This is a genomic window from Streptomyces rubellus (assembly GCF_036323805.1).
Taxonomy (GTDB): domain Bacteria; phylum Actinomycetota; class Actinomycetes; order Streptomycetales; family Streptomycetaceae; genus Streptomyces.
In genome coordinates, this window is sequence record NZ_JAZDCX010000011.1 from 1 (window position 1) to 22,664 (window position 22,664).

The following is a 22,664-nucleotide window of genomic DNA, read 5'->3' on the forward strand; positions in this document are numbered from 1 at the left end:
AATGTCCCGGTCCGGCCCGAGAAGCGTTTTCGCGAATATCTGGGAACCGTCCTCAAGGGTTACCAGACCGGCAATTGCGACCACTCCGCCGGTGGCTTTCTCCACCTCTCCGGCCGCGTATCCCGCTTCCCGGAGACGCTTGATGAGTATCTCTTCGTCAGACACCCGGAAAGCACATCATATTTTTCCCGGACACGCCAGGGGCCCGTTCCGGTCACATTCACCGGTAGCCGCGGGCCTGGAGCGTGTACAGCTCCGCGTAGAGACCGCCGCGTCGCAGCAGTGCGGCGTGGTCCCCGGCTTCCGCGATCCGTCCGCCCTCGACCACCACGATGAGGTCGGCCATTCCCACCGTGGAGAAACGGTGGGAAACCAGCAGCGTGATCCCGCCGTCGGCCGCTGACCTTTCGGCCTGCGCGGCATAACGCTGGAAAAGGGCGTGTTCCGCCTCGGCGTCGAGGGCGGCGGCCGGTTCGTCCAGAACCAGCAGAAGCGGTCGGTCCCGCATGAACGCGCGGCCGAGCGCCAGTTTCTGCCACTGGCCGCCGGAGAGCTCCGCCCCGTCGGTGTAACTCCTGCCGAGCCGGGTGGCCAGGCCCTCCGGCAGCGCGTCGAGCACACCGCCCGCCCGCGCGCGTGCCAGAGCCGTCCGCACGGCCTCCTCGGAGCCGGCGCGGGGCAGATCGCCCACGCCGACGCTCTGCCGGACCGTGAACTCGTACCGGACGAAGTCCTGGAACGCGGCAGCCGTGCGGGCCCGCCACGCCTCGGGCGGTATCCGCCGGAGATCGACGCCGTCCACGAGGATGCTGCCGGCGGTCGGCCGGTAGAGCCCGCACAGCAGCTTGACGAGCGTCGACTTGCCCGCCCCGTTCTCGCCGACGACCGCGACCACGGATCCGGCCGGCAGGTGCAGGTCCGCGTCCCGCAGCGACGGCCTCGTGGCACCCGGGTACGCGAACGACAGCCCGCTCAGCGTGATGCCGTGCCGCAGCCGTCGCGGCACCGCCGCCGCACGGGCCGCGGCGGGCGGCGGCTCCGGTTCGGACGCCTGCCGCAGCTCCCGCATCCGCCGGTCCACCCCCGTCAGCCGCTGCAGTTCGGGCACCAGCGCCACGGTCTGCGCCACCTGCGTGTTGGCCTGCGCGGCGAGCACGACCACCAGCACCACATCGCCCACCGACTGCCGGCCGGCGACCGCCTGCCGCAGCATCAGCAGCACCGCCCCCACGTAGCAGGCGGCGAACACCAACTGGCTCAGGCCCCGCAGTGCGGCGGCCCGGCGCTCCGCCCGCCACAGGATGCCGCCGGCCCGCCCCCACAGCTCCGCGTGGCTGCCGCGCACCTCCTGTTCCAACCGGTAGGCGAGGAGTTCCTTGGCGGAGGAGGCGTCGGTCGCCAGGCGGACCAGATTGAGGGCGCGCCGGGTCGGCTCGGCGGCCCTGCTCCTGGCGTCGTCCATGAGCCGTTCGGCGTGCCGCCCCGCCAGCAGCGGCGGCACGGCGGCCAGCGGGAGCAGGAGCAGCAGCGGGTGCAGCAGGGCCAGCAAGACGACCGTGAGCAGCAGCCCGCAGCCGAGACCGGCCAGGGACAGCAGCGCCTGCAGCGTGTTGCGGGTCTGCCCGACCTCGCGTTCCAGCACCCCGAACAGGTCGGCGCGGCGCGGGGTCTCGTGGCTGTCCAGGCCGGCGGTCCCGTTGGCGAGGACGATCAGCTCGTCACCGTAGTGCAGCATGTTCAGCTCGGCGAGCTCGAAGTACGCGATGTGTGCGAAGTGTGCGCAGGTGAGCGCGGCGACGAGCAGCACGGCGACCAGCACCCCCAGTGCCGTCGCCCGCTCCGCCGCGCCCTCCTGGGCCGCGTCGAACAGCCCGCGCAGCCCCAGCCCCGCCAGGGGCATCGCGACGCCGCCGGCCAGCATCAGCCCGAGCGCCGTCAGAGTCCTGGCACGGCTGTGCCGCCAGCACATCCTCAGCATGTCCGCGGATGCCCGGTACAGACCGCCGCTCATCAGCGTGCTCCCGGCAGGGCCGACGGGGGGCGCTCCTCGGTGAAACGGTACGCCTGGAGCCGGAACAGCCGCGCGTACTCGCCGTCCGCGCGCATCAGTTCGCCGTGCGAACCCTGCTCGCTCACCCTGCCGCCCGACAGGACGACGATGTGGTCGGCGTGCCGCACGGTGGCGAAGCGGTGGGAGATCAGCACGGTGGTCACCCCGGGGCGGACGAACTCCTGGTAGAACCGGGCTTCGGCGCGCACGTCCAGACTGGCGGTGGGCTCGTCGAGGACGAGGACCCCGGCGCCGTGCCGCAGCCGGAACAGGGCGCGGGCCAGCGCCACCCGCTGCCACTGCCCGCCGGACAGCTCGGTGCCGCCGGTCAGATGCCCGGCCAGCGGGGTGCCGAAGCCGCCGGGCAGCGCCTCCAGTACGTCCGCCACACCGGCTTCGGTCGCCGCGGCACGGATCTCCCTCCGCGCCCCGGCGGCGTCCTTGCGGTGGACGGCGCCGTAGCCCACGTTGTCGAGGGCGCTGGCCTCGTACCGGTTGAAGTCCTGGAAGACGACCGCGATCCGGGACCGCCAGACCTCCGCCGGACAGTGCCCGAGCGGCGTGCCGTCCACGGTGATCCGGCCCTCGTCGGGCTCGTACAGCCGGGTGAGCAGCTTGATCAGCGTGGTCTTCCCGGCGCCGTTGGCGCCGACGATCGCCGTGCACTTCCCGGCCTCGATCCTCAGGTCGAGGCACTCGAAGACGCGCCGTTCCCGGCCGGGGTAGCGGAAGGAGACCCCGGAGAAGGCGATCTCCCGCCGGGGAGCGGGCGGCGGTGTTTGCGGGGTGTCCGGGGTCTCCGGGGCGTCCGGCTGTGCCGGGTGACGGGCCACGCCCTCCTCGAACGCAGTCAGCGCGTCATGGGCGTTCATCCCGAGGATCGTCTGCATGTCGGACTCGGGATAGAACTCACCGAGCCGGACGCCGATCAGCACGGCCTGTGTCGCCAGCGCCAGCCCGGTGAGCGTGGCCCCGCCCGCTCCGGCCGCCGCGACCGCCGCCAGCACCGCCGCCGTGATCACCAGGCCGACGACGGTGTACCGCAGATGGGGCCACAGCAGCAGCCGGCGGCGCTCCGCCCAGGCCGGTGTCATCCACTCCAGGGCCACCGCCCGGTGCCGGTCGCGCAGCCAGCCGGCCAGCCCGAAGACCCGGATCTCCTTGCCCGCCGCGGGGCGTGAGGCCAGATCCCGCAGATAGCGCTCCTCCCGCCGGAGCCCCACGAGTGACGACCAGCTCGACATGTGGCCCCGCAGGCCGCGGCGGAGCGAGTGGCGCATCGCCAGTACGGCGGCACAGACCGCGAACCCGGCGATCCAGGAGAAGCAGAACCCGATGACCCCCACGCAGCCCGCCAGCTGTACCCACCGCGCCAGCAGATGCAGCAGACCGGCGCACGCCTTACCGGGGCTGTCCGCGCCGGTCTCCAGCTCCCGCCGCGCCTCGCTGAGCCGCTCCAGCAGCCGGGGGTCCTCCAGCGGACCGATGCCCGGTCCGCACAGCGAGGCCGCGACGAGCCGGTCGAAGAGCGCCCCGTCCACCCGTCGCGCGACCAGCTCACCGAGCGCCCTCTGCCACGGGGCGAGCACCTGCTGCGCGGTGAACGCGGCGGACGCCACCGCGAACGCCGTCAGCACCCCCGACCACCGCGCCGAGCCGGTGCCCGCCACCAGCGCGCCGGGCACCCGGCCCACCATCACACTGCTACTGACCACGAGCACCACGGGCAGTACGCCCAGCAGCACGTCGCAGGCGACCGCCGCCGCCACCGGACCACGTCCGGCCGCGGGCAGCAGCGCCACGATCCGCCGCGGCCCGGCCCGCCGCGAGCGGGCCGCCGCCCGGCCGGAACCGGTCAGGCGGCGGCCCATCGGGCACCTCCGTGCATCTCGGCCGCTCCCGGCTCGAAGACCCGCTGTACGGTCGCCGGCGCGTCGACCGCCGTGTCACCGAGCCGGAACGCCGACTCCACCAGCGACCGGGCGGCGGCGACGTCCCCGCCGTCGTAGCACAGCTCCGCGAGGACGTCGCCCTTGTCGACGCGGTCCCCGACCCGGCGCCGCAGCAGCACACCGGCACCGTGGTCCACGGGCGCGTCGTACGTCAGCCGCCCCGCCCCGAGCAGCAGGCTCGCGTTGCCCACGGACCGCGGTTCGATCCCGGTGACCCAGCCCGATCCGGGCGCCGTGACCGTCAGCCGCCGCCCGGCGGACGGCAGCCGCTCCGCCTCCAGCGCGGCGGCGTCCGCCCCCTGCGCAACCGCCCACCGGACGAACGTCTCGTACGCCGTCCCCTCGTCGAGGACCCGGTCGATCCTGGCCATGGCCTGCTCGTCGGTGAGCGCGGCGTCGACGCTCTGCAGCATCAGCCGGCAGACCGCCGCGCACAGGTCCCACAGTCCGGGGACGCGCTCCCCGCGGAGTACGGCCAGCGCCTGGCGGATCTCCAGCGCGTTGCCCACCGCGGGCCCGAGCGGCTGGCTCATGTCGCTCAGCACGGCCCGCGCGTTCAGCCCGAACTCGGCGGCCAGGCCGAGCATCGTGCGGACCAGCTCGGTCGCACGGTCCCGTTCCCGGATCAGCGCTCCGGCGCCCGTCTTGACGTCGAGGACCAGCCCGTCGGCCCCCACGGCGGACTTCTTGCTGATGATGCTGGCCGCGATCAGCGGGATGCTCTCCACGGTGCCGGTGACGTCGCGCAACGCGTACGTGGCGCCGTCGCCCGGTGTCAGGTCGGCACTCTGGCCGGTGAGGACCATGCCGACGGAGGCGAGCATCGGCGCGATCTCCTCGACCGGGATCGTGGTCCGAAGCCCCCTGATCGACTCCAGTTTGTCGAGCGTGCCCCCGGTGAAGCCGAGGGCCCGGCCGGTCATCTTCGCCACCGGGACCCCGCACGCCGCGACCACCGGCACCACGATCAGCGTGGTGGTGTCCCCCACGCCGCCCGTGCTGTGCTTGTCCACGACCGGGCCGTCCACCCGGCTCAGGTCCAGCCGGCCGCCGCCGGTGGTGTGGGCCCGCGTCAGGGCCACCAGTTCCGCCGCGGACAGCCCGCGGCAGGCGACCGTCGCGAGCCAGGCCGCCATCTGGTAATCCGGGATCCGGCCGTGGACGTAGTCCGTGACGATGCCCTCGATCTCCCCGGCGTCCAGGACCGCTCCGGCGCGTTTGCGGCCGGTCGAGCCGATGACCCGGGCGGACGCCGCGGCGTCGCCGAGGTCACCGGCCGGCGGGACGGGACTCATACGGACTCCTTCCGCGCTCCGGGCGCCAGATGGGCGGCGACCTTGCCGGCGACGGCCCGTACGGCGGCCAGATACCGCTCGTCCTCCTCCTCGAAGCCCGCCGGGGCACAGGGAACCGAGATCTTGAAGGTGCGCGCGGCGAGGCGCTCGGCCACCGGGAACTCCGTCCGCACACAGGCCCGGTCGTACGTGGTCACCGGCGACATCGGATGCCGGAACAGATGCAGCGTGTGCAGCGGCGACGTCGCCTTCGGGATGTCTACGTCGTCCAGCCCCTCGGCGTTGCATGCCGCCACCAGCCGGTCCCGGCCGCCCGGAACCCGGCCCGGATCGACGTCGAAGAGCAGCGCGTAGTGGGCCGAGGTCCGCTCCGGCGTCGACAGCGTCAGCGGCGTGACCCCCTCGATCCGCGTGAAGAGCCCCGCGATCTCCTCCGCGAACGCCTGCTTCCCCTTGATCCAGGACGGCAGTTCGGCGATCTGGCCCACGGCGAAGGCGACGCCCAGCGGATGCGCCCGGTACTTCAGGCCCAGACCGGTCACGGAGTACGGATAGAGCGGCCCCTGGGGATCCATCTCCTTCATCGCCCGTTTGTTGAAGTGCCCCAGCAACTGCGCCCGGTCGTACACCTCCCGGCTGCGGGTGGCCAGTACGCCGCCCTCGCCGGCGGCGACGAGCTTCTGGGTCTGCAGACTCCAGGCCGCGGCCGCGCCGAAGGTGCCCACCGGGCGCCCGCGGTAGGTCGCACCGTGCGCGTGGGAGCAGTCCTCGACCAGCGCCAGCCCGTGCTCCTCGGCGAATGCCACAACGGCGTCCATGTCACACGGCAGACCCCACATATGCGTGATGACGACCGCTTTCGTGCGCTCGGTGACCAGCCCCGCCGCAGCCTCCGGGTCGAACGAGCCGTCGGGCCGGCAGTCGGTCAGCACCGGCAGCGCGCCCAGCTGGAACAGCGACGCGGAGGTGGCGAAGAAGGTGTACGACGGGCAGAGAACCTCGTCGCCGGGGCCGAGACCGATGCCGTAGAACGCCGAATGCAGCGCGGCGGTACCGGAGTTGGTCACCAGACTGTACGGAAGGTCATGGGCGGCCGACCAGGCGTCCTCGAACTCCGCCACCACACCGGAGCGGTCGTACAGCGACAGCCTGCCGCTCTCCAGCTGCTTCAGAACGCGCTCAGACCACTCCGATCGCCGCTTCGGCCATGGATACGCCGTCGGCCGGCTCAGTACCGGCTGTCCCCCGTCGATGGCCAGATCCGAAACGGGCATCCTGGGTCTCCTCGTGCAGCGGTCGTACGGAGGTCTGTCGGGAAATGGAGCGATAGAGCGACTCGATGGTGGCGGTGACGCGTACACCGTCCTGCACCTCGCGTTCGGTGACGTCCGGGTCGGAGAGATGGTCGAGCGTGTTCACCAGCACGCCGGACGCCGAATCCCAGGAACGTTCGCCGGTCACCCGCTCGACCGGACGGTTCGAGCGGTCGAACCGCTCGAGACGGTCCCGGGTGAGCTCGATGTGCCCGCCGGAACCGTAGACGCGTATCAACTCGCTCTTCTCGGACTCACAGAGCGAGAGGCGGAGTACTCCGGTGACACCGTTCGGATAGGTCAGTGTCGACAGTGTGGTTTCTTCGACGTCGTAGGCGGCGTCCGGATTCAGCTTGGGCGCCGCACTCGCGTAGACGAGCGACGGCGTTCCGAAGAACCAGTGGAGCAGATCGATGATGTGGTAGCCCATATCGATGATGGCCCCGCCGCCGGAGGTTCTCGTCTCGGCCCGCCAGCCGGCCTGGTAGGCATCGGTACTGAGCTGGTAGGTGGCGTCGAAGTGCCTGACGGCGCCGATCCGCCCCAGCGCGTCCTTCGCCCGCAGGTACAGCGGGTGATGGCGCCGCTGGACACAGAGCCTCAGGTGGCCGCCGTGTTCCCGGACGGCCGCGGCGAGGTCGCGGGCCTCCGCCGGCGACAGGGCGAAGGGCTTCTCCTTCAGCACGGGGATGCCGCGGCGGCACAGCTCCAGAGTGATCTCGTGGTGGGTGTGGTGCGGCGTGGCGACGATGACGAGGCCGGGGTCCACGGCGTCCAGCAGGGATGCGTGATCGGGGAAGAACCGCGGACGGGTGGCGTGTCCGTTCCTGGCGAGTGCCTGGATCAGACGCGCTTCCGCTGCCGGGTCCACATCGCATGCCGCGACCAGTTCGATGCGCGACGACAGACCGACGAGGGCGGGTACGTAGTCGTCCAGGGTCCTGCGGCCGACACCGATGACTGCACAGCGAATGACAGGTAAGCCTGACAAGTTGACCGACCCTTTCCAGCGGCTCCTATGGATTTACGGGGAATCTTCAGCCGGTGATCCGGAGAGGGCGGGGCGGTCGGGCCCCGGCCCGCTTCGGTTGGCCGGATGCGGCGACGGTGGGGAGGACGGCGATGCCGTCGTGGAGACGGGCGGCCTCCTTCCCCGCCGATCCGGCGGGGGAGGAGCAGGCCGGAGAAGCCGGGCCCGTCGCCGAACGCCACGACGGAGGTGCCCGATCTCCGGCCCAGCCGGGCCCGCCCCTCCTCGTGGGGCACCCTCACGGCCGCATGGCGGTGGCAGCGGCCTCCGGTCCGTCCGCACGTGCGACCGGCATCCTCACCGTGGTGCGGACGGCTGACGAAGGCCGGTCCCGGGCGCCTTTCGCCGTGTGCGTGACCTGGGTCATCTCTGGTTCCTTTCTCACGGAACGGTGTTGCGTACATCTCGTGCGTGAGTGAGCTCATGCCGGGCAGGCGGCAGCCGCACCGCGGCCGGTCAGTCCCGGCGGTCACCGGGTGGAACCGAAGGTGGGTGCGAGACGGCAGGAGCGGCCGTGCGCCGATGGCACGGGCATACCCGGCCCCGAGGCGAACTGAGCCATCGGCCGGTCCGGAGCGGGGCGCGGACCGGCGCTCACCAGGACTGCTGAGGGATCGCCCGGTGCGGGCCGGGCCGGTGCCGACGCGTGAGGGTGACGGTCAGGGACGACGGGCGGACGCGCCTGTGAGGCGTGGCGTCGCTCCGGTGACAACCGGCGTCAGGGGACACCGGGTCCGTGCCCGGTGTGTACGGAAACCTATGGTGACGAGATGATCGGGATGTTCTGGAACGGCCATCACAGCGCTCAATTCCCCCGTAGACAACCCAGGGCGGCGATACGTCAGCACGCCGACCTCGATACGGACGCAGAACATGCTGCTCCCCGCCACCTGCGGCCCGGGAACGTTCCCATGAGCCTGGCATGGCCATGCGGCCGCGTCAACAGATCATGGGCAAGCCTCTGCCCGGCCACCCCGGTGGACGAAGCCCTCGAACCGGAACATCCCCGGTCGGAGACCTCCGCACGGCTCCCCGCGAACACCGGCGGAGCACGGCGACGGGCTGCGGCCCGCCAGGGCACCGACTTCCCGGAACAGCACTCTCAGCGCAGACGTGACGTGTCGCCGAAACGCGCATGGATGCCCCCGCTCCGGTGTGGAGACGCCTGAGGAGGGTGCCGGGGCCGGCTCCGTGGCGAACAGCGACTCGCCGGACGCTCCGAGCCTGTATCAGCACCCTGATCGCCGTGACGTGGCTGACGGCAAGGACCGTCCGACCTTGGCACCGGGAGATCAGGCCATCCCTGATCCGGGCCGTCCGCCGTGCCATGTCGGCGAAACTCGCTACGCTCCCGGTGGGCGCCGCCCCGGTCGACGCGTGCCACGCAGCCGGGTCCCCGGGGAAACGGTGCGGTGACCGGACCGGCGAGGCGGCCGTCGGCCGTGACGTGACCGAGGAGGGAGCCCTCGGCGTAGCCGTACCCGTGGTGCTCGCAGTACGCGGCGACCTCGGCCGACGGCTGGTTGCGGACGTGGAACCCGTCCGGATCGGCGACGACCCACCAGCCGCCGGGATGGGTGGCCATCACCTCCCGGACGAGCGCGGCGTCAGGTCCTCGTGCCGGGGCCCTCACACCTCGGCGAACGCGTACCCGGCCCGCCGCGCCACCTCCTGCGAGTCCCCGGGAGGGATCCTCGCGGCTCACGACGTGCCGCAGTGCCGCACCACGTGGCAACTGCCGGCGCGGGGCCGCTGGTGGTGGTCGTGATCCAGGGCGCAGGGCGACAGGGCGGTGCGACGGACATGAAGCGGATGGTCACACGGCCTCCCGCCCGTCGCGCCGCGCGGTGACGAGGAAGGTCCGGATCTCCGTCTCGACCAGCGGGCTGGGCTCACAGACGGGGTACAGCCCGGCGTCACGCAGCAACCGGGTGGCCGCCGCCAGGCGGCCGTCCAGGTCCTGGACCTCGGCCACGACCCGGTCGATGCGGGGCCAGTCGTCGGCGTCGATGCCCTCCAGCACGTCGATCTCGGCCCCTTCGACGTCGATCTTCAGCAGATCGACGCGTCCGTCCCGCGGCAGCCACCGGGAGAGGCGGTCGACGGGCGCGGTGACCTGGTAGCCCCGGTGGTTGGCCGCGGCGTCCTCGTCGGGATACTTCTCGGCGAGGACCGCGATCTGCAGCGCCTTCTGGTCGGGGTAGCGGGTCGAGTTCCCCGGCAGCCGGGGGTAGTAGGTGAAGGAGACCGCCTCCTTGGGGGTGCGGCCCACGCCGTACGCCTCGACGCGGACGTCGGCCAGCCGGTGCAGGGCGATGTTCCGGTCCAGGGCGCGCCGGGACTCGGCGACCGGCTCGAAGGCGATGACGCGGGCGTCGGGATGGCGGAGCTTGGTGTAGAGGGTGAACATGCCGATGCAGGCGCCGACGTCGACAACCAGCGCGCGCGGTGGGAGCGGCATCCCCTCGTAGCAGCCGTGCTCGAAGATCTCCCGGTACTGAAACCTCGCCTCGTCGGGGCTCTGCGCGTAAAGCCGCAGGCCGTTGGCGAAGGTCGTCAGCGTTGGTGATGCCACCCGTCCCCTCCGTTCCCTGCCTCTGCCCGTCCCCGTCCGGGTCTGTCCGCCGAGGTGAGTCTCGGAGTGGCCCCGCGGTGTTGTCAACGGACCGTCCCGGTGTCGGTCTGTCTGCCGAAGGGAGGGCCGGATGGGACCGGTCTCGCGCACCGGGTGGTTCCTGGCGCACGAGGAGTGGCAGCCTGAGACCCTGGTGGCGGGGGGCCGCACCGCCGAGGCCGCCGGTTCGACGCGTTGCCGGTCTACGGCCACCTCCAGCCGTGGGCGGACGAGGGCGGCCCGGCGCTGTGGGAAGAACGCCCTAATCGTTCGGGTGTGCGCACACCGTGTGGTCCCCAGCCGGTCCCCGAGGGGCCGGCCTGTGGGGGAGTTCCGGGCCGCGCCTCCTGCCGTGAGTTCACTGTGCGGATGCGACGGGGGCCCGTGGCTCAGGTGCAGTGCGAGCGGCACGGCTCGCAGAGGCTGCCGGTCCTGGACATCGACGGCGGGGGCTGCCTGGGAACGGCTCTCCCCTCGGCGGCGGGTGCCCGGTCTGCTGCTCATCGGCCTGTCGCCATGGCGAGCCCATCGGTAGCCGCCAGGGCAGTTCGGGGGTGAGGCCGGTGGGGATGGCGTCGAAGGTTTCTCCGACGCGGCGGGCGAGGGCCTCGGTGCCGCCGTGGCCGCGCCACCTGTCACGGCCGTCGGGGGTGCGGCCGGCCGCCCGGTCGCGGGCTCCGCAGCGTCTGCTCGGCGAAGGCGAGCGCGCCGAGCAGGCGCAGGCCCCCGGCTGGTGACCCCTCTTGCCGCGGATGCCGCCGCTGGAGTGGCGTTGACATCCTCGGCTGCCTTGGCCATGCTCTCGGAGAGCGCTCTCCGACGGTGGGGCGAGGGAGGTGGACCGGTGACCGAGGAAGACCTCACCCGGCTGCTGGAGAAGCTTGACCCGCGGCAGAAGGTGCACCTGCTCACGGGAGCCACCACCTGGCGCACTCGCGCCGAACCGGCGGTCGCGCTGGGTGGGATGACGATGTCCGACGGCCCGGCGGGGGTGCGGGGGGAGTTCTGGGATGAGCGGGACACCTCCGCGCTCCTCCCCTCCGCTTCGGCGCTCGGCGCGATGTGGGACGAGGGCCTGGTCGAGCGACTCGGGGGGCTGCTGGCGGCCGAGGCCCGGCGCAAGGGTGTGCACATCGTGCTCGCGCCCACGCTCAACCTCCACCGTTCGCCCTTGGGCGGCCGGCACTTCGAGTGCCTCTCCGAGGACCCGGAGCTCGCCGGACGCACCGGAGCCGCGCTGGTCCGCGGCATCCAAGCGCACGGGGTCGCCGCCACGGCCAAGCACTACGTTGCCAACGACTCCGAGACCGACAGGCTCACCGCTGACGTCCGGGTCGGCGAGCGCGTCCTGCGCGAGGTCTACCTCGTCCCGTTCGAGATCGCGGTGGAGGCCGGCGTCTGGCTCGTCATGGCCGGTTACAACGGCGTCAACGGAGCCACCATGACGGAGAACCTGCTGCTCGCCGCGCCCCTCAAGGAGGAGTGGGGCTTCGACGGCGTCATCGTCTCCGACTGGGGCGCGGTGCGCTCCACCGTGGCGTCCGCCCGAGCGGGCCAGGACCTCGCGATGCCGGGACCCGAGAGCCCGTGGGGGGACGTCCTGCTGGAGGCCGTGCGCGACGGGACCGTCGCCGCGGAGGCCGTCGACGACAAGGTCCGCCGCCTGCTCCGGCTCGCCGGCCGGGTCGGTGTGCTCGGGCCGACGGAGACCGGCCCCGCCCCGATCCCCGCGCCCGGCGAAGGGCGGCTGCTGCGGCAAGCCGTGGCTGCCGGCTCCGTCCTGCTGCACAACCGCGGCCTGCTGCCGCTCGACGCCTCGGTTCTGCGGACCGTGGCGGTGGTCGGCGCGCACGCCGCGGCCCCCAGGACACAGGGCGGCGGCAGCGCCGGGGTCTTCCCGCGCAGTGTGACGACACCGCTCGACGGCCTCCGTGCCGCGCTCGCGGGCCGGGCGCGCGTCGTTCACGCCCCCGGGCCCGCCGTCGCCGTGCCGCCGCCGCTCGGGACCGCGGACTGCCGGGACCCGCGCGCCGGACGGCCCGGCGTCCTGCTGCGCGTGCTCGACGAACGGGGCGGTGAGCTGTTCGCGGAGCACCGTCTGTCCGGCCGCCAACTGGAGCCGCCGCTGGTGCCCGGCGCGCACACGGTCGAGATCGGCGCGCTGCTGACCCCGGCCGTCGACGCCGAGTGGACTCTCGGAGTCGGCGGCTTCGGCCGTATGAGCCTCACGGTGGACGATCAGGTCCTGGTCGAGGGCGTCTTCCCGTGCGAGACGGACGATCCGGCGGTGATCCATGTGAACCCGCCGTGTCACCACGGTCGTATCCGCCTGGCGGCGGGCCGGACCGTGCACATCGTGGCGCGCCGTGAACTCGTGGCCGGCACCGGCCGCGCCACCCTGGTGACCGCCGGACCGCTGCCGGACCCCGACGCGGCCCTCGCGGAGGCGGTCCGGGCTGCCCGCGACGCCGATGTCGCGGTGGTCTGCGTCGGCACCACCGAGGACAGCGAGTCCGAAGGACACGACCGGACCGGCCTTGCCCTGCCGGGCCGCCAGGACGAACTGGTACGGGCGGTGACGGCCGTCAACCCGCGCACCGTGGTCGTCCTGAACGCCGGCGGCCCGGTGGAGACGCCGTGGCGCGAGGAGGCCGGAGCGGTGCTGCTGATCTGGTTCCCCGGGCAGGAAGGCGGCGCGGGCCTCGCCGACATGCTGTTCGGCCGGGCCGAACCGCAGGGGCGCCTGCCCACCACCTGGGGCGCCTGCCTGGCCGACGCACCCGTGACCGCGACCCGTCCGGACGCCGGGGTACTCCGTTACGAAGAGGGGCTGCACATCGGCTACCGGGCCTGGCTGCGCGAGAACCGCGAGCCCGCCTACTGGTTCGGGCACGGTCTCGGCTACACCACGTGGGCTTACGAGGACGCGGAGGTCCGCGCCGGGGCGCGGGGAGAGGACGCCTCCTTCGCCGTGGAGGTGCGTGTCCGCAACAACGGCGGGCGCCGCGGCCGCGAGGTGGTCCAGGTGTACCTGGCCAGACCCGGCTCGGCGGTCGAACGCCCCGCGAGGTGGCTTGCGGGGTACGCGCCGGTCGAGGCGGGACCGGGGGAGGCGGTCACCGCGGTGGTGCGGGTTCCGGCCCGTGCGCTGCGGCACTGGTCGAAGGCCGACCGCGGCTGGCGGGTGGAGCCGGGCGCGTACCGGGTGCTCGTCGGGCCGTCCGCGGGAAAGCTGCCGCTGACCGCCACCGTGGAGGTGTGAACCGGGTCCGGAGGGCCTGGACGATCCTGGTGGGAGAGCGCTCCCGCGCTCCCGGGCACCGCCGATAGGCTACGGGCATGACCAGGAAGACGCCCACCCTTGAGGACGTCGCGCGGGAGGCGGGCGTCTCCCGCGCGACGGTCTCCCGGGTCGTCAACGGCATCCGCAACGTGGACTCCGCGATCCAGGACGTGGTGCGGGACGCGATCCGGCGCACCGGTTACGCCCCGAACCGGGCGGCGCGGTCGCTGGTGACCCGGCGCGCCGAGACCATGGCCCTGGTGGTCTCCGGCGCGGGCGACGACTCCGAGAGCGAACAGAACGCGTTCGCCGCCCGGATGCTTGCCGACCCCTTCTTCGGCCGGGTCGTCAGCGGTGTCGTCGGTTTCCTGCGCCCGCGCTCGATGTACCCGGTGCTGATGTTCGCCGAGACGGAGGCTGCCCGGCAGCAGGTCGTGGCGTACCTCCGCCAGGGCAGTGCGGACGGCGCGCTGGTCTTCTCCACGCACGCAGAGGACCCGCTGCCGGTGCTCCTGGCCGCCGAGGGCCTGCCCTGCGCCCTGTTCGCGCGACCGGTCCCGCCGGCTTCCGTCACCTACGTCGACATGGCGCACCGGGACGGCGCACGGCTGGCGGCCGAGCATCTGCTCGCGCGCGGCTGCCGGCGCCTGGCCACCATCACCGGACCGCTGGACCTGCCTGCGGCTCAGGACCGGCTGGCCGGTTTCCGCGACACGCTGGCCCGCCACGGCCACCCCTACGTCCCGATGGCCGAGGGAGGCTTCACCACCGACAGCGGCAGGACCGCGATGGCACGGCTGCTGGCCGAACATCCCGATGTCGACGGGGTGTTCGCTGCCAACGACCTGATGGCGCAGGGAGCCTGCGAGGTCCTGCGGGAGGCCGGGCGGCGCGTACCGGAGGATGTGGCGGTGATCGGCTTCGACGACTCCGGGGTGGCCGCCGCCTGCCGGCCGCCGCTGACCACGGTGCGGCAGCCGATGGAGGCGATGGCGGCCACGATGGCGCGGCTCCTGCAGGAGCAGATCGAGGGGAAACTCCCCGAGCCCACGTCGGTGATCTTCGACGCGGAGCTGGTGATCCGGGCCTCGGCCTAGCGCTTCCGGCCATGGTTCGTCGTCGCTGCCGGCCCTGCCGCGTTCCTGTGGCGGGGGTGGGTGACGGGACCGGCTGAGCCTGCTCCGCTTCGGCGGACCTGTCGGCCGAGGAGGCGGTCCGCGCAGGGACGTCGCGTGCCCGCCGCTTTCCCGTGGACGGTCCCGGCGAGGGCCGGGACCGCCCACGGGAGTCCGGTCGGCGGTGAGGAAGAACGGAGAGAGCGCTCTCGCGACAGGGGGCGGGCGGCCGGCCGGGCTGCGTGCCGGTTCGGCCGTGGAGCGGGAAGGGCCGGGACCCGGCCCTTCCCGCTCCACGGGCCGGTCAGGGGAGCTCGTGATCCTCGTTGAGGACGGCTCCCTCTGCGGGGTGGAACTGGTCGTAGCCGCGGGTGTCGCACTGCAGACCACCGTTGATGCAGTGCTCGACCATGGCGGCGAGCGTTGCCTCGTCCCAGTTGTTGACGAAGTCGTAGTGGAACGAGTAGCCCTCGCCGCTGGCCAGGCGGACCCGGGAGGTGTCGCCGTCCACCGGGAAGGCCATCTTGAATTCGATCATCGGAACCGCGACCGGGTGGCTCTCGGGGCAGACGTCCTGGTTGTTCTCGATCACCGGGTAGGCCATGTGGGCCTGGTGGCCGGGTGAGTCCAGGTGCCGTCCGTCCCAGCAGCTCGGCGCCTGGAAGCGCACGTTCAGCAGACTGCCCTCGGCGCACCAGTCCGGGATGTTGTCGTTCTCGTAGTCGTCACCGCACTCCCAGCCCTTCTCCGTCGCCTCGATGAAGTCCTCGGCGCTCTGGTCCGGGCTGCCCACCACGTAGCGCAGCCCGGTGGGGAAGGGGCGCACCGACTCGTGGTCCCTGATTCCGGACTTGTAGTAGATGACCTGCGGCCCGACGGGAAGGATCTCCTCGTCGCCGTCATACATCGTCGGCATCCAGTAGGCCGACAGGTCGGCCGGCACCACGCAGGTGGTGTCACCGGCGTCCAGGGACGCCACGTCGCTGAACGCGTTGGTGGTGGTGTTCCCCATGAAGGTGTGGTTGTGCGACTTCCCCGGCATTCCCGGATAGACGATGGGGTCATCGGAAGCGGTGTGGCTCACCGAGCAGTTGGCCTGGAACTCCCGGTGCTCGGCGAACGGCGGGGCGGGGTTGGGCTCGATGCCCTCGGCCGGCTCGTCCACCGGGATCCACTCACCCGGCGGGGGATCCATCGCCGTCCGATGGGACGGGTGCTCCGCGGTGGCCGGTACGGGGGCGCGTTCCCCGGCCGGCGCGGCAGAAGCGCCCACTCCGCCCGTCCCGGCGGTGACGAGCGCGAGTGCCGCCGTCACGAGCGTGCCGGACAACAGGGTTGACCTACGTATCATCTGTACCTCCGTGCGACTGGGGTTGGAGAACGCTCTCCGAACTGAAGTGCGCGTGTGTTGAGGATCTGTCGATGCTCCATGGGCAGTCCGGACAGGCCGGAACCCTTCCGGAGCTCCACGGGACGGCGGCCGGTTCGGGAAGAGAACCCCCTGGCCGCACGCCGGAGGGCCGGGCCGTCCTCTGCGGCCCCGCTTTCCGTACGCGGACCGGCGTCAGCTGTAGACGCCGAACTCGTAGAGCGAGTAGCCCCAGCCGGTGCCCCGGGCGGTCAGGTGCAGACGTACATGGCGTGCGGTCTCCGACACGTCGATGGCGTCGATGTCACCGTTGCCGGTGGTGGTGGAGTACGCGCGGCGCCAGGTGGTGCCGTCGTCGGACACCTGCACCTCGTAGGACCTGGCGTAGGCCGGGTCCCAGTGCAGTTGCAGCCCGCGGATGGCGGTCCGCGCGCCGAGGTCGACCTGGATCCACTGCGGGTCGCTCCACTCGCTGGCCCAGCGGGTGCCGGCCCTGCCGTCCGTCGCCTTGGCGGGCGTGCACGGGCAGTCCCCGTACCCGGCCTGGTGGGAGGAGGCGGTGGTCGGCTTGTTCAGCGCCACGTTGGTGCCCTCCACGGGCGGCGGGACGACCTTGACCGACTTGGCCTCGATGCCCGCGTTGCCGTGCCCGTCCTCGGCCTGGACGTAGACCTTCCACACCCCCAGCCGCTCGGGGGCGGCGACAGCGAAGGTGCCGTCGCCGGTGGCGTGCCACTCGGCTTCCACCAGGCCCTTGTCGCCGGTGGCGTAGTTGCCGCTGAGCAGGATCCTGTACGTGATCGGGTCGCCGTCCGGATCGCGGACGTCGGCGCGGATGGTGAACTCGCCGCCGGCCGGGGCGGACGACGCCGGTGAGACGGACATGTCCGTGATCACGGGCGGGGTGTTGCTCCCGGCCGTGGAACCGGTGTACGCCTTCTTCACGGCGTAGTACGACAGCCTCTTGTGACCGCCGGGCAGCAGGTTGAACCAGACGCCGCCGAAGTCGTACTCGGTGCCGTAGTGGAAGAGCGTCGCACCGAGCGCCACGCCGCGGTGGCCGGTGACGCAGTTCCACGCCTCGGTGTAGCCCTCGGCCTTCTGCACGTCGGTGGGCTCGTCGGGGACGCCGTTGACGTCGTCCGGGACCTCCCACTCACCGGCGGGACCGGTCTCGGTGATGATGTACGGCTTGGTGTAGCCGCCCTTCTCCCAGTCCTCCCGCACGCCGCAGATGTCGCCGTAGGCGTTCATCGAGTACAGGTCGAGGTCGGGGGCGTTGCGCTGGTAGTACGGCCAGGCGCCGGTCCACGCGTCGGTGGAGGTGACGGGGTGGTCGGGGTCGATGGCGTGGATGGCCCTGGCGACGTCGTTGACGAAGGTGGTGTAGGCGTCGCGCTGCCGCTCCAGTTCCTCGCCGCCGTAGCAGTTCTGCAGGCCCAGCACCGACTCGTTGCCGACGTTCCACATCAGGGTGGCAGGGTGGTCCTTGTAGGCGTCGACCCACCTGGTGAACTCGGCGAGCATGTCGTTCTTGTACGCGGTGTCGGTCAGGTAGTTCACGCAGCCGCCGCTGCCGGGCCCGCCGCCGGGCTGGAGCCAGAAGCCGTTGATCACGCGGATGCCGTGCTCCGCGGCGGTGTCGAGCAGCGGCTTCGTCGAGCCGTCGGTGCCCCAGGTGCGGATGGTGTTGACGCCCATCGACCTCACGTCGGGCATGTAGCGCGGGGCGTCGGCGACGGACGGTCCCCAGGTCAGCCCCTTGACCGTGTACGGCTGGCCGCCCACGGTGAGCTGCCAGTCCCCCTGGGAACCGGTCACCTCGACCGCACCGCCGGCGGGTGGCGGAGTGCCGCCCTCGTCCCCGTAGACCTGGAACTCCCACAGCGAGTAGCCGTATCCGGTGGCGCGGTCCGTGCCGAGCACGCGGACGTGGCGGCCCGTGCCCGAGACGGCGAGGTCGTCGGTGCCGCCGTCACCGTCGGTCACCGTCTTCAGGGTCCTCCAGTCGGTGCCGTCGTCGGATGCCTGGATCTCGTACGCCCGGCCGTGGGCCGTCTCCCAGGTGAGCACCACGCGGCTGAGGTCCGTCCGTGTGCCGAGGTCGACCTGGATCCACTGCGGGTCGCTCCACTCGCTGGCCCAGCGAGTACCGGTGAGGTCGCCGTCGACGGCCGCGGAGGCCGTGTGGCCCGCGCCCTCCTGGGAGGAGGCGGTGGCGGGTTTCCCCTGCGAAAGCAGGGTCTCGGCGGCTTCGGCCCGCGGTGCCGTCACGACCGCGAGGGACGAGGCCAGCAGCGCGAGGAGGGTGAGGAGCGGTGTTCTGATGCGTGGGCGCGCGTGAGCGGCCGCATGGGGTCTGTACACATTCTCTCCTGGCGGTAGGAAAGGACCGGCTCCCGGAGCCGGTTCGGAGAGCGCTCTCCGAGGAGAGTCGCGCGCAGTTGTGCACCTGTCAATATTGCGAGGGCGGCTTCTTCGGATTGCCGGGCGGTCTCCCGCTGTGAACGGACTGCGCGCCGGTCCGGTGTGGCGGCGGCCGGACGGCCGCCGGTGTCGTGCGACGCGCCGTGGGCCCGGCCTGCCGGCGGGGAGTAGTGGGACGGGGCCCACGACGGGTGGACGGCGTGTGCGCTGTGGTCGGTGGTTGTGGCCCTCCCGGCGCCCGGGGGTGACACCGGGCGCCGGGAGGAAACGCGGACGGGCCGGAGGTGCCGGCCGTCAGGGGTAGGACACCACCACCGAGGGGATGGTGTCGGAGCCGTGCGGGGCCGTGGACGCGCCGGTGTCGTTGATGACGTGGTTGTAGTGGCCCATGCCGCCGAGTGAGACCACGAGCAGGTGGTGGAACCTCACGCCGGGCTTGACCGGCGCCTTGAAACCGTGGTCCTGCACGATGGTGGGATCGACGTTGTAGTTGCAGTAGCTGCCCATGGCCCAGCCCTCGTGCCGGTCGACGGAGTCGTCGACGCGGTAGGCGGCGTAGCCCTTGGTGTCGCCGTTCTGGATCGCGGCCTGGTTGGGCGCGTCGTACGCCTTCTCGTTCTGGAAGAAGATCGTGCGCCCGTCCTCGCCGTACCACTCCACGTCGTACTTGTTGAAGTGCTCGACGAACAGCCCGGTGGCCAGCACGTCGTCACCGTGGACGCGGACGCCGTAGTCGGCCCGGTTGGTCTCCCAGCCCACGCCCTCGCCGTGGTCGGCGCGCCAGACCCAGGTGTGGTCGATGATCACGTCGTCGCTGTGGACGGCCATGCTGGTGGTGGCCTTGCCCGGCCCGGCACCGCCGATCCGGATGTAGACGTCCTGGACGGTGGTCGGGTTCGCCGAGTGGTCCGCCGAGGCGTTCTCCGGCCCGACCTCCAGCAGGGTGGGGGAGTTGACGGGGCCCGCGTCGATGAGGAACCCGGCCAGCCGCACCCCGTCCACGTCGGCGACGCGCATCGCGGTCACGCCGTTCTCGGGGATGATCGTGGCCAGGCCCAGGCCCAGCACGACGGTGTCGGCGCGGTCGATCTCGATGGTCCGGTCGACGTGGTAGACGCCGGGGGTGAACAGCAGGTGCAGGCCCTGGTCGAGCGCGGCGTTGATGGTCGCCGCCGTCGCCCCGGGCTTGACCACGTAGAACCGCTCCAGCGGCAGCGACCGGCCCTGTGGGGTGCCGTTCCAGGAGACGCCGCGGGCGTTCGTGCGCTTGGCGGGGACGAACACCTTGTAGGCGTCGCCGTCGAGGTACAGGAAGGGCTTCTCGCGGGAGATCGGGGTGGTCTCCAGCGTGGTGTAGGGCGGCTCGGGGAAGCTCTGGGTGGGTGCGCCCTCCACACCGGAGAACGTCATGTTCCACACGCCGTTGGTCCAGCCGCCGATGGAGCTGTCGCGGGTGTACCACTGCTGCTGGGAGTACGGGGCCACCATGCCGTCGACCTTGCTGTCGGCGATGTAGCCGCCGCTGGCCCAGCCGTAGCCGGAGGGTGCCAGGTTCAGGCTGCCCTTGACGTGCATGCGACGGAAGGACGCGGCCTGGGAGACCGCCCACCGGTTGGTGCCGTTGACGGGGTTGACCGCCAGGTTCTCCGCGGCACGCCAGAAGTTCTGGGTGGCGTTGCCGTTGAACCAGCCGGCGTCCACGGTCACGTCGCCGTTGATGGTGGTGTCGTCGGGCTTCAGGCCGAGGCCGGCGATCTGCGTGTAGAAGCCGATCTGGGCGTTGAGGCCGTTGTACGTGCCCGGCTTGAACAGCAGGGCGTGGCGCCCGCTGCCGAACTGCGCCGACTCCTGCTCGTCGAAGATCTCGTCCAGCTTCCCCTGGATGTTCGGGGTGGAGGGGGCGAAGACGTGCACGTTGGGGCCGAGGTCGCCGCCGCCGGTGATGGGGCCGCCGGTGTCACCGGTGGTGCCGTACACCTGGAACTCCCACAGCGAGTAGCCGTAGCCGGCGGCGCGGGCGGTGCCGTACATCCGCACGTAGCGGGCGGTGCCGGAGACCTCCAGTGTCTCGGTGCCGCCGGCACTGGTGGTGGTGGAGTGGGCGGTCGTCCAGTCGGTGCCGTCGGTCGAGAGCTCGATCCGGTAGGCCTTGGCGTGCGCGGTCTCCCAGCGCAGGACTACCCGGCTGACGGTGGCGGGCGCGCCCAGGTCCACCCGGATCCACTGCGGGTCGGAGAAGGCGCTCGACCAGCGGGTTCCGGTGTCGCCGTCGACGGCGTGGGCGGCCGGGGTGCCGCCGTTCTCCTGGCTGGAGGCCGTCGCGGCCTTGCCCTGGGAGAGCAGGACCGGGGCGGCCTGTGCGGTGGTGGCGGGGACGAACGCCAGCAGGGTGGCGATCAGGGCGGTGACGATCAGGCCGACCATGGCGCGCCGGCGTGGCAGCGAGGATCTGGGCAGCGTCAGCGAACTGGCAGGGGGAGCAGGCATGTGGGGGTTCTCCTGGATCGACGAGGAAACGCTGGAGAGCGCTCTCCGGGCAGCAGATGGTTTCCTGCCCGTGTCGGCCGGGTCAAGAGGTGCGAAGGTATTTCCCCGTCAGGGAAAGGGAGTTGAGACTTCGACGCGGTCGGAGTGAGCCTTCGGGGCGATCATCGTGAAGGTGCCGGCAGCCTGCCGGGAGGGCGGCGGGGGGGCGCGTACCGGAGCGGCGGATCCGCCGGTGGCGGCCGGACGTCCACGGACCGGAACAGGGGCGCGGTGCGGCGGTCAGCCCTGGCGCGGAACGCCCGCCACCGCCCGCGGGCCCGCCCGGCCGACCGCGGCATCGGCCTCGCCAGCCGGCTCGTCCCGGCGTCCGCCGCGGGCGAAGAAGTCGGCGAGCGGCAGCGTCGCGGCGCCGACCGTCACGGCGTCGGGACCGAGCCGTCCCGGCTCGATCGTGACCCGCTCGCCGGGGTGCCGCAGCGCGTACGCCGCCGTGTAGCGCCGTACGGAGTCCAGGATGTACGGCGCGAGCTGCAGCCCGGCCCAGCCGCCGAGGAGGATGAGCTCGGGGTTGTGGAGGTTGATCAGGTTGGACAGGCCGGCGCCCAGGTACTCGGCCGTCTCGTCGAGGACGGCCAGCGCCACCGGGTCCGGCGCGGTGCCGGCTTCCCCGGGATGCGCGGCGGCGAGCAGGGCGGTGACCGCCGTCTCCTCGTCGGTGTCGGGGGGGAGTGACGCGCCGGCCTCGCGCCAGCGCTGGACCAGCGCCTCGGCCCCGGCATACGCCTCCAGGCAGCCGAGCGAACCGCACCGGCAGCGGCGGCCGCGGACATGGACGGTGATGTGCCCCCACTCCGCCGCGCTGCTGCGGGCGCCTTTCAGGACCGCTCCACCGGTGACGATGCACGCGCCGACCCCGGAGCCGAACAGCACGACGACCGCGTCACGGGCACCGCGGCCCCCGCCGAACCACATCTCGGCCTGGCCGAGGGTCTTGGCGCCGTTCTCGATGAAGAAGCGGGCCCCGGGCGGAAGGACGGCCGAGGCGCGCAGCAGCGTCTCCAGCGGGACCGCGTCCCAGCCGATGGTCTGCCCGTGCACCACCGCGCCTTCCGGCGAGCCGCGGTCCACGATGCCGGGGACGCCGACACCGGCGCCGAGGATGAGGTCGGCCGGTACGCCCGCCCGGCCGACGACGTCGGCCACACCGCCGCTGATGTGCCGCACGACCGACGCCACGTCGTGGCCGTCCCGGGGCAGGGGGCGCTCGCAGCGGGCGATTTCCGCGAGGCCGAGGTCGAACAGCTCGACCCTGACCCGGGTCTCGCCCACGTCGACGCCGATCAGATAGGCGCAGGTGGGGGAGACGCGCAGCAGGGTGCGTGGGCGGCCGCCGTCGGAGTCGACCGTGCCGGCCTCCTCCACCAGTCCCTCGCTCAGGAGCTCGGCCACGATGGTGCTGATGGATCCGGAGCTGAGCCCGGTCGGGGGGCCGAGAGCCTGCCGGCTCCTCGGGCCGTCGAAATACAACTGTTGCAGTACCGCGCTACGGCTGTTCCGCCGCAGGTCGCGCACGGTCTGTCTGCTCGGCTTGGCCATGTGGCTCCTTCCCGGTGAGCAACATACCCGTGCCCGATCCCTTGACGCGAACTTCGCTCGCCTCTTAACTCGCGCCTTGAATTAAGTCGTGAAACCGTTCGGGATCGAACAGCACCTCCATCGGCCTTCCGGA

General features: G+C 72.2%; 13 protein-coding genes. 2 read left to right on the plus strand and 11 right to left on the minus strand.

Features of this window, described 5'->3' with window-relative positions; all coding sequences use genetic code 11:
* Positions 1–220: 220 nt before the first annotated feature.
* From V1L54_RS14715 to V1L54_RS14745, 7 genes are all read right to left on the minus strand, one after another.
* A complete protein-coding gene (locus V1L54_RS14715; RefSeq protein ID WP_330118439.1) occupies positions 221–2,011 on the minus strand; it encodes an ATP-binding cassette domain-containing protein in 1,791 nt (596 codons plus the stop codon).
* Complete coding sequence (locus V1L54_RS14720) at positions 2,011–3,921, minus strand: ATP-binding cassette domain-containing protein (protein WP_330118440.1); 1,911 nt, start codon at positions 3,919–3,921, stop codon at positions 2,011–2,013. Before V1L54_RS14720 ends, V1L54_RS14715 begins: the two co-directional genes overlap by 1 nt.
* Positions 3,906–5,297, minus strand: coding sequence for a thymidine phosphorylase (locus V1L54_RS14725; protein WP_330118441.1), 1,392 nt, complete (start codon positions 5,295–5,297; stop codon positions 3,906–3,908). Before V1L54_RS14725 ends, V1L54_RS14720 begins: the two co-directional genes overlap by 16 nt.
* Positions 5,294–6,571, minus strand: coding sequence for a DegT/DnrJ/EryC1/StrS family aminotransferase (locus V1L54_RS14730; RefSeq protein ID WP_330118442.1), 1,278 nt, complete (start codon positions 6,569–6,571; stop codon positions 5,294–5,296). Before V1L54_RS14730 ends, V1L54_RS14725 begins: the two co-directional genes overlap by 4 nt.
* The gene (locus tag V1L54_RS14735) at positions 6,477–7,601 is read right to left on the minus strand and encodes a Gfo/Idh/MocA family protein (protein ID WP_330118443.1); all 1,125 of its coding nucleotides are present in this window, start codon (positions 7,599–7,601) and stop codon (positions 6,477–6,479) included. Before V1L54_RS14735 ends, V1L54_RS14730 begins: the two co-directional genes overlap by 95 nt.
* Before the next feature lie 978 nt (positions 7,602–8,579).
* Positions 8,580–9,215, minus strand: a complete 636-nt coding sequence (locus V1L54_RS14740; RefSeq protein WP_330118623.1) for a histidine phosphatase family protein — start codon at positions 9,213–9,215, stop codon at positions 8,580–8,582.
* 241 nt (positions 9,216–9,456) lie between these two features.
* Complete coding sequence (locus V1L54_RS14745) at positions 9,457–10,215, minus strand: FkbM family methyltransferase (protein WP_330118444.1); 759 nt, start codon at positions 10,213–10,215, stop codon at positions 9,457–9,459.
* Between the two features lie 835 nt (positions 10,216–11,050).
* Between V1L54_RS14745 and V1L54_RS14750 the strand changes: the two genes are divergently transcribed.
* The gene (locus V1L54_RS14750; RefSeq protein ID WP_330118624.1) at positions 11,051–13,516 is read left to right on the plus strand and encodes a glycoside hydrolase family 3 C-terminal domain-containing protein; all 2,466 of its coding nucleotides are present in this window, start codon (positions 11,051–11,053) and stop codon (positions 13,514–13,516) included.
* Between the two features lie 77 nt (positions 13,517–13,593).
* A complete protein-coding gene (locus V1L54_RS14755) occupies positions 13,594–14,634 on the plus strand; it encodes a LacI family DNA-binding transcriptional regulator (protein WP_330118445.1) in 1,041 nt (346 codons plus the stop codon).
* A 322-nt stretch (positions 14,635–14,956) separates the two neighbouring features.
* On the opposite strand, the gene V1L54_RS14760 is transcribed toward V1L54_RS14755, so the two are convergent.
* The 4 genes from V1L54_RS14760 to V1L54_RS14775 all read right to left on the minus strand — a co-directional run bounded on the left by V1L54_RS14760 (position 14,957) and on the right by V1L54_RS14775 (position 22,531).
* Positions 14,957–16,003 (minus strand): DUF1996 domain-containing protein, encoded by a 1,047-nt coding sequence (locus tag V1L54_RS14760; RefSeq protein ID WP_330118446.1) that lies wholly within the window; start codon positions 16,001–16,003, stop codon positions 14,957–14,959.
* 213 nt (positions 16,004–16,216) lie between these two features.
* Positions 16,217–18,388 (minus strand): discoidin domain-containing protein, encoded by a 2,172-nt coding sequence (locus V1L54_RS14765; protein WP_330118447.1) that lies wholly within the window; start codon positions 18,386–18,388, stop codon positions 16,217–16,219.
* Positions 18,389–18,742: 354 nt separating this feature from the next.
* Positions 18,743–20,935, minus strand: a complete 2,193-nt coding sequence (locus tag V1L54_RS14770) for a pectate lyase-like domain-containing protein (RefSeq protein ID WP_330118448.1) — start codon at positions 20,933–20,935, stop codon at positions 18,743–18,745.
* A 279-nt stretch (positions 20,936–21,214) separates the two neighbouring features.
* The gene (locus V1L54_RS14775) at positions 21,215–22,531 is read right to left on the minus strand and encodes an ROK family protein (protein ID WP_330118449.1); all 1,317 of its coding nucleotides are present in this window, start codon (positions 22,529–22,531) and stop codon (positions 21,215–21,217) included.
* Between the last annotated feature and the right edge of the window lie 133 nt (positions 22,532–22,664).

Bases quoted from the DNA above. Each gene is read 5' to 3' on its own strand.
- V1L54_RS14715 (WP_330118439.1), bottom strand. From the start codon at position 2,011: ATGAGCGGCGGTCTGTACCGGGCATCCGCGGACATGCTGAGGATGTGC.
- V1L54_RS14720 (WP_330118440.1), bottom strand. From the start codon at position 3,921: ATGGGCCGCCGCCTGACCGGTTCCGGCCGGGCGGCGGCCCGCTCGCGG.
- V1L54_RS14725 (WP_330118441.1), bottom strand. From the start codon at position 5,297: ATGAGTCCCGTCCCGCCGGCCGGTGACCTCGGCGACGCCGCGGCGTCC.
- V1L54_RS14730 (WP_330118442.1), bottom strand. From the start codon at position 6,571: ATGCCCGTTTCGGATCTGGCCATCGACGGGGGACAGCCGGTACTGAGC.
- V1L54_RS14750 (WP_330118624.1), top strand. From the start codon at position 11,051: ATGCTCTCGGAGAGCGCTCTCCGACGGTGGGGCGAGGGAGGTGGACCG.
- V1L54_RS14755 (WP_330118445.1), top strand. From the start codon at position 13,594: ATGACCAGGAAGACGCCCACCCTTGAGGACGTCGCGCGGGAGGCGGGC.
- V1L54_RS14760 (WP_330118446.1), bottom strand. From the start codon at position 16,003: ATGATACGTAGGTCAACCCTGTTGTCCGGCACGCTCGTGACGGCGGCA.
- V1L54_RS14770 (WP_330118448.1), bottom strand. From the start codon at position 20,935: ATGCCTGCTCCCCCTGCCAGTTCGCTGACGCTGCCCAGATCCTCGCTG.
- V1L54_RS14775 (WP_330118449.1), bottom strand. From the start codon at position 22,531: ATGGCCAAGCCGAGCAGACAGACCGTGCGCGACCTGCGGCGGAACAGC.